Raw genomic sequence first — 5,876 nt, 5'->3', positions numbered from 1 at the left:
CAGACCTGATCGTCAAAGCCGCTGTGAAGGAAGCGCTCGATGACATGAACGTTGCCTCGGACTTCTACAACGCCCTCGACGACGAAGTCGAGGAACTCCTCGAAGACGCCGCACGTCGCGCCGAAGAGAACGACCGTAAGACGGTCCAGCCGCGCGACCTTTAAATCGTCGAGAACATCACCGTTTTTTCGCGTGCTACACCGGCTAGCCGCGGGTGTCGCGTCTCCTGCTCCGACAGTCGTGGCTGCTATCGCTCGGTCACGTCGACGCCCGTCTCCGTCCCGACGTGGACCTCGTCGGCGAGTTCGACGAAGAGGCCGTGTTCGACGACCCCCGGAATCGCCGCGAGGTCGGCCGCAAGCGCCGCCGGGTCGGCTATCGCGCCGAACTCGCAGTCGACGACGAGGTTTCCGTTGTCGGTGACGACGGGGCCGTCCTTGCGTTCTGCGTCCCGAAGCGTCGGCGTCCCACCGAGGGCTTCGAGGTCCGACGAGACGACGGGTTCGGCGTCGGGCAACACCTCGATAGGCACCGCCAGGTCGAGCGTCGTCGCCAGTTTCGTCCCGTCGACCACCACGAGAAAGCGGTCGGCCGCGGCGTCGACCAGTTTCTCGCGGGCGTGTGCCGCGCCGCCGCCCTTTATGAGGTCGAAGTCGGCCACCTGGTCGGCGCCGTCGATGGCGATATCTGGCGTCGCCTCCGCCAGTGAGACGAGTGGGATACCGGCCTTTCGGGCCAACTGTCGGGACTCGTAGGAGGTCGGAATTCCTCGGATGTCGAGCCCCGAATCGACCCGTCGGCCCAACTCGCGGATGGCCCTCGCGGCCGTCGAACCGGTCCCGAGACCGACGACCATCCCGTCGGAGACGGCGTCGGCGGCGCTTTCGCCGGCCCGGCGCTTCCCTTCGTCCGTTCCGCCGGATTGCTTCATGTGCGCGTCTCGCGGCGATACGGGAAAAGCCCTTGCGGTAACAGGATCGACGGCCGGACATGCAGTGTACCTACTGCGGCAGCGATCTCGCGAACTACGAGCCCGTTTTCGTCGAGGAAACACAGGGCGGCGAGCGCGTCGAGGCCGGCGCCTTCTGCAACTACGCCTGTCTCGCTTCCCACATCGACGAGGCCGAACTCACCTACGGTGACGCCTGCGAGTGGTCACCCGACGAATAGGCCCACACGGGACGGGTATCGTTTTCACTGCGGCCACCGACCGTCGACGTATGTTCGGAACGAGCGGCATCAGGGGACCGGTCGGCGACGAGGTGACGGCGGCGCTCGCACTTCGGGTCGGCCGCGCGCTGGGCGCCGAAACCGACCGCGTCGTGGTCGGCCGGGACCCCCGCGAGAGCGGCGAGTTGTTGACCGACGCGCTCGCGGCGGGCCTCCGCGAGACCGGCACCGACGTACTCGACCTCGGGGGTGCCGCGACGCCGACGGTCGGCCGCGCGGTCGCGTGGGAGGGCGCCGACGCCGGCGTCTCGGTGACCGCGAGCCACAACCCGCCCGAGGACAACGGCCTGAAACTCTGGCAGCCCTCGGGGCAGGCCTACGACGAGGCCGGCCGCCAGCGCATCACCGAGCGTATCCAGGCCGACGACCCCGACCTCGAAGCGTGGAACACGCTGGGCGACCGGACGACCGCCGAGGCCGCAGAGCGCCACGTCGAGGCGCTGGTCGATGCGGTCGACGGGTCGCTGAACCGCTCAGTCGTTGTGGATGTCGGCAACGGGGCTGGCGGCGTTACCGTCGACGCCCTCGTCGAGTTGGGCTGTGACGTCGAGACGCTGAACGCCCAACCGGACGGCCGGTTTCCGGGACGGCCATCCGAACCGACCGCCGAGAACTGCGAGGCGCTGGCGACGCTGGTCGGCGAGGGCGACTACGACCTCGGTATCGCCCACGACGGCGACGCCGACCGGATGCGAGCGGTCGCGGGCGACGGGACCTACCTCCCCGGTGATACCCTGCTGGCGCTCTTCGCGGCCGACGCCGCCGAGGCCGGCGAGCGCGTGGCGATTCCGGTCGATACGAGTCTCGCCGTCGAGGACTTCCTCGCCGAGCGCGGCGTCGACGTGACCCGAACCCCCGTCGGTGACGTCTACGTGGCCGAGGCGGCGACCCAACCGGACGTGGCCTTCGGCGGCGAGCCCTCGGGTGCGTGGATATGGCCCGAGGCGACGCTGTGTCCCGACGGCCCGCTAGCGGCGGTCCGTATCGCCGCGCTGGCAGCGGACGAACCGCTCGAATCCCGCATCGAGGCGATTCCGAGCTATCCCATCCGGCGGGCCAACGTCGAAACCGGGGAAAAGCAGGCGGTGATGGCCGCCGTCGAAGAGCACGTACTGGCCGAGTACGAGTCGGTCGAAACGCTGGATGGCGTCCGAGTCAGCACCGATGACGGCTGGTTCCTCATTCGGGCCAGCGGAACGCAGCCGCTGGTCCGGGTGACGGCAGAGGCCCGTGAGGCTGAGGCGGCCGAGGCGCTACTGAAGACTGCTCGGGAATTGGTGGAAAACGCCCGATAACCGCCGGGCGAAAGAGCGGAAGGTAGTTAGAAATCGAGACCAGTCACGTACGGCGCGTCGAGCGCGCCTCACGAACGTCCGACCCGTCGCGAATCTTGTCTTCGCACTGCGGGCACACGCGCGGATTCTCGATTCCGTTCGGCGTGAAAACCCGAGCGTACGCTGCCGTCACGAACGCGCCACAGTTCTGGCATTTCGGCATATAGGAACCGTTGGACCACACACACATAATAATAGTGTGGCAACACGTATCGCACAGGCGCCCGTCTCGGGCCCGAAAACGGCTGATTTTTGCGGAGTCAGCACAGCGCCACTAGCGCGTCGACGTCCTCGGCCGTGTTGAACGCGTGAACCGACGCCCGCACCGCACCCGAAGGGACTGGCCGGACGACGACGCCCGCGTCTTTGGCGTCCTCGACGAACGCCTCGGTGTCGCCCTCGATCTCGAAGGCGACCAGCCCCGACTCGTAGTCGGCCGGCGAGACACACCGCTCGCCCAGGCCGGCCTTCAGGCGGTCGGTCAGTCGCTCGATGCGCGCTTCGATCCGGCCCATACCGATGGCCTCCAGCGTTTCGATGGCCTCGATAAGCCCAGCATACGGCGCGACCGCGGCCGTCGACACCTCGAACCGGCGGGCATCCGGGTGGAACTCCAGGCCCTCACCCGTCGGTTCGACGGCACTCCGATAGCCGACGTGCCGGGGTTCGAACGACGATAGCGATTCGGGTCGGACGTAGAGGTAGCCGGCGCCCCACGGCCCTAGCAGCCACTTGTGGCCCGAGGCACAGACGGCGTCGGCGCCCCATTCCCGGACGTCGACCGGATGCTGGCCGACCGACTGGACGGCGTCGACGACCACCAGCGCGCCCGCGTCATGGGCGATATCGACCGCCTCCGAGACTCGCAGGCGCGTCCCGTGTAGCCAGCTCTCGGAGCTGAGACACACCAGTTCGGCGTCCGCGACGGCCTCTTTATAAGCGTCCATCGGCAGGCGGCCGTCGGGACACGGCAGCGTGACGACCTCGACGCCCTGGTCGGCGAGTCGCCGCCACGGCAACACGCCCGAGGGGTGTTCGAGGTCCGTCCGAACGACCCGGTCGCCGGCCTGCCAGTCGACGGCGTTGGCGACGCGACTGATGCCGTCGCCCGTCGAGGCGACCAGCGCGATGTCGGCCGGTCGGCAGCCGAGATGGGCCGCCACGGTCTCGCGGGCCGCCTCGCGCAATTCGGCGTCGGCCTCGTAGTGGCCGACCGAACACGCCTCGAACTCCTGCCGTCGCTGGGCGGCGTCGATGGCCTCGATGACCCGTTCCGGGCTCGGCCCGCTCGCGCCGGTATTTAAATAGACGCAGTCGTCGCAGGCTGGGATGTCCGCACGCAGGGCTTCCGGATCCATATTCCGGCCTTCGACGGCCAGCGTAACGGTGTTTTGGGCGTTGGCAATCCGCGGTGACAGTTCGTATTTCCACTCCGGCGCGCGCGAGTAACGCGTGCGAGGGACGACCGACTGAGCGAAGCGACGGAGGGAGTCGGTTGGGGAGGTGGGTGGTGCGGGTGCTGTGCCGCCCTGGTGGACTCGAAGGGCGAGGGCGGGTGGCGACGAAGTGGAGTCGTTCAGCGACCACTATCCGAACGGAGTGAGGATATGTCGCTGAACGACCGCAACCCGCCCGAGGGCTTCGGGTCTGGTTGGCACTTTAAATCAGGAAAATCCAGAGACCACTAGTTACCCAGAACCCAAAACGCGCATACGCCACCCGACCGAACACCCAGACATGCCCACAGTCGAGACGGACGGAACCACGATCCAGTACGAAACGGAGGGCGACCCGGAACGTCCGACGGTCGTCTTCGTTTCCGGTACGGCCACGGGGCCGTGGCTGTGGGGCTGGCAGGCACCGACGTTGGCAGGCGCCCACCACACGGTCGTCTACGCCCAGCGGGGAACCGACGGTTCCGATACCGACGGCCCGTATACAGTCGACCGACTGGCGGCGGACCTCGAAGCAGTCCTTGCCGACGCCGATGTCAGGCGTGCCCACGTCGTCGGCGCCGGACTCGGTGGAATGGTCGCGCTCCGGTATGCCCGCGAATACAGCCGTGCGCGCTCGCTGACGCTGTTCGGCGTCGCGCCGACGGGAGACGCCATCGACGCCGACGCGCTGGCGGGTCTGCACCCATCGGACCCCACGCGCATCCGCCAATCACTCAGTCTCGCCTTCTCGGACCGATTCCTCGCGGAGACCGGACTCACCGACGACATCGTCAAGTGGCGCAAGGACGAGGACGCCGTCGGCGACGCGCGGGGCGGCCACATCGATGCTGCCCTCGGCTTCGAGTCCGGCCCGCTCTACGAGGTCGACCTGCCGACGCTGGTGTTCCACGGCGTCGACGACCCCGTCGTCCCGCCGTCGGTTGGTGAGGATCTGGCGACCGACCTGCCGCGGGGGCGCTTCGAGCCGGTCGAGGGGAAACGGTGGTGTTTCATCGAGCACTCGGCGGCTGTGACGGACGTGATTGCCGAATTCATCGAGGAAAGCGACGCTACCGACGATTGACCGACGATTCGGCCGATGTACGGCGTCATAGGCCGCCGCGAGCGTTCCCGCCGACGCGCGCTTTTTAAGTATGGAAGCGGTATCCACGTCCGATGCGACCCCGAATCGCGCTGCTGGACGCCTCCCACGAGGACCCGAACACGCCACGGAACTTCCGTCGAGAACTCGACGCTGACGTGGCTCGGTTCGACGTCGTCGACCGGGAGTTCCCGGACCACGAGGCTTTCGACGGCCTCGTCGTGACCGGGTCGCGGGCCTCGGTCTACTGGGACGAACCGTGGATCGACGAGACGCGCGCCTTCGTTCGGGACGCCCTCGACTGTGGGGTCCCGGCCCTCGGGGTCTGTTGGGGCCACCAGTTGCTCGCCGACGCCCTCGGCGGCACCGTCGAGCCGATGGGCGAATACGAACTCGGCTACCGGACGGTCCGACACTCGGGTGCGGACCTCTTCGAAGGGGTCCCCGAGGAGTTCACCGTCTTCACGACCCACTCCGACGCCGTGACGGAACTCCCCGAGGCCGCCGACCGCATCGCCAAAAACGACTACGGGATCCACGGCTTCCGCCACGGGAACGTCTACGGCATCCAGTCCCACCCCGAATACGACCCACGGACCGCCGAGGAGGTCGTCCGCGGGAAGGACCACCTCCCCGAGGAGCGAATCGAGTCGGTCTGTGCGGGAATCACGGACGAGGCCTACAGCGCGGCGAAACCCGCGAAGAGCATCTTCGATAACTTCTGTCGGACCGTTCGGGCGACGCGGGGCGAGGCGACGCCAGCCGACGACTGAC

Annotated in this window: 8 protein-coding genes; 5 read left to right on the top strand and 3 right to left on the bottom strand. The window is 67.9% G+C overall.

The genetic code is table 11. The features are described from left to right. Positions 1–164 (top strand): DUF1931 domain-containing protein (locus tag V5A53_RS12340; RefSeq protein WP_332313919.1); only part of this gene is annotated, 164 nt, incomplete at its 5' end. A gap of 83 nt (positions 165–247) precedes the next feature. On the opposite strand, the gene rpiA is transcribed toward V5A53_RS12340, so the two are convergent. Continuing rightward, positions 248–931 (bottom strand): ribose-5-phosphate isomerase RpiA, encoded by a 684-nt coding sequence (gene rpiA, locus V5A53_RS12335; RefSeq protein WP_332313918.1) that lies wholly within the window; start codon positions 929–931, stop codon positions 248–250. A gap of 59 nt (positions 932–990) precedes the next feature. Here rpiA and V5A53_RS12330 point away from each other — a divergent pair, with 59 nt between their 5' ends. Next, positions 991–1,170, top strand: coding sequence for a hypothetical protein (locus V5A53_RS12330; RefSeq protein ID WP_332313917.1), 180 nt, complete (start codon positions 991–993; stop codon positions 1,168–1,170). Between the two features lie 50 nt (positions 1,171–1,220). Next, positions 1,221–2,525 (top strand): phosphoglucosamine mutase, encoded by a 1,305-nt coding sequence (gene glmM, locus V5A53_RS12325; RefSeq protein WP_332313916.1) that lies wholly within the window; start codon positions 1,221–1,223, stop codon positions 2,523–2,525. A gap of 43 nt (positions 2,526–2,568) precedes the next feature. Here the strand turns inward: glmM and V5A53_RS14595 are convergent, their stop codons facing one another. Together V5A53_RS14595 and V5A53_RS12320 are read right to left on the bottom strand one after the other, a co-directional pair. Further along, the gene (locus tag V5A53_RS14595; RefSeq protein ID WP_442928698.1) at positions 2,569–2,727 is read right to left on the bottom strand and encodes a DUF7563 family protein; all 159 of its coding nucleotides are present in this window, start codon (positions 2,725–2,727) and stop codon (positions 2,569–2,571) included. 97 nt (positions 2,728–2,824) lie between these two features. Next, a complete protein-coding gene (locus tag V5A53_RS12320; protein WP_332313915.1) occupies positions 2,825–3,922 on the bottom strand; it encodes an aminotransferase class V-fold PLP-dependent enzyme in 1,098 nt (365 codons plus the stop codon). A 379-nt stretch (positions 3,923–4,301) separates the two neighbouring features. Between V5A53_RS12320 and V5A53_RS12315 the strand changes: the two genes are divergently transcribed. Further along, on the top strand, positions 4,302–5,084 hold the full coding sequence (locus V5A53_RS12315) for an alpha/beta fold hydrolase (protein ID WP_332313914.1): 783 nt from the start codon (positions 4,302–4,304) through the stop codon (positions 5,082–5,084). Between the two features lie 92 nt (positions 5,085–5,176). Further along, a complete protein-coding gene (locus V5A53_RS12310; protein WP_332313913.1) occupies positions 5,177–5,875 on the top strand; it encodes a type 1 glutamine amidotransferase in 699 nt (232 codons plus the stop codon). Position 5,876: the final 1 nt, after the last annotated feature.

The sequence above is a fragment of the Natronomonas sp. genome (genome assembly GCF_036625485.1).
In the GTDB taxonomy this organism is placed as follows: Archaea; Halobacteriota; Halobacteria; order Halobacteriales; family Haloarculaceae; genus Natronomonas.
Note: the sequence above shows the minus strand (reverse complement) of the source record. Positions and strands in the feature narration are given on the sequence as shown.